General features: G+C 43.7%; 2 protein-coding genes. Both read right to left on the reverse strand.

The genetic code is table 11. From position 1 onward, the window contains the following. Positions 1–643 (reverse strand): IS3 family transposase (locus NG821_RS12585; RefSeq protein WP_252762000.1); only part of this gene is annotated, 643 nt, incomplete at its 3' end. Continuing rightward, positions 643–951 (reverse strand): transposase, encoded by a 309-nt coding sequence (locus NG821_RS12590; protein ID WP_252762001.1) that lies wholly within the window; start codon positions 949–951, stop codon positions 643–645. The genes NG821_RS12590 and NG821_RS12585, both read right to left, overlap by 1 nt. Positions 952–1,032 lie beyond the last annotated feature (81 nt).

Below are 1,032 nucleotides of genomic sequence, written 5' to 3' on the forward strand. Positions count from 1 at the left end.
ATATATTGTCCTTGCATCTGTTTCTGCCATCCATACTGATTTTGACATGATATGATTTCAACGTGTTGACCCATTCTTCGCTGGTATATTGGCTTCCCTGGTCTGTATTGACAATCTCCGGGGTACCATGCTGAGCTATACATTCTTCGAGAAGCTCTATGCAATTATCTTTCGTCAGACTGTTGCTCAGGCGCCATCCTAGTATGAATCGGCTATAGACATCAATAACAGCATAAAGGTACATGAAGCCGTGTCTCATAGGAATATAGGAAATATCAGTACTCCAGACCTGGTTCGGACGCTCAATGGTGATATTTCTCAGAAGATACGGATAGACATACTTTGGTCTTCCCCCCTTTGACAGGCATTTCATCGGATAGATGCACCGCAATCCCATGGTTCTCATCAGGCGGCGAACATGCTTGTGATTGATGTGGATGCCGTCAAGCCGAAGCATATCAACCATTTTCTGTACTCCTGTAGTAGGGTGCTCTAACATCATCTTATCCATTTTCTTCATGAGATCCAAATTAGCCTGCGATTCGCCTTTGGCAAAATAGTAGAAGCGGTTACGGCTCACATCCAGTTTCTTGCATAAGCTGTTGAGACTGAGTTGAACCGGGCGCTTCTTTATCAGCTCCACTATCTCACTTTTAGTCCGGCGTCTTCGCAGGCACTCGCAAAAAAATCATTCTCCAGTGTCAGTTCTCCAACCTTCTTCAGAAGACGCTCTTTCTCTGATTTCAGCTTCCTTACCGCCTTATACTGAGACTCATCAGGATTTATGAAAGCAGCACCCGCATTCTGCAAAAGTTCTTCCTTCCACTCACTGATCTTGGCTGGTGAGACACCGAACTCTTTTGCCAGTTCGCTCAACGTCTTCTGCTCCTTGGCAGCCTCTAAAGCTACCTTTGCCTTAAAACTTGGTTCAAACTTACTTCTTCTTCCCATTTCTGTTCCTTTCTTACTTAGTGCAAAGATAAACAATATTCTTTAACTTTAGCACCTGTACTAAAATTGGGGAGTATTATA

Source organism: Segatella cerevisiae, assembly GCF_024054555.1.
GTDB lineage: Bacteria > Bacteroidota > Bacteroidia > Bacteroidales > Bacteroidaceae > Prevotella > Prevotella cerevisiae.

Excerpts from the sequence above, each read along its gene's own strand:
- NG821_RS12590 (WP_252762001.1), bottom strand. The coding sequence starts at position 951 with ATGGGAAGAAGAAGTAAGTTTGAACCAAGTTTTAAGGCAAAGGTAGCT.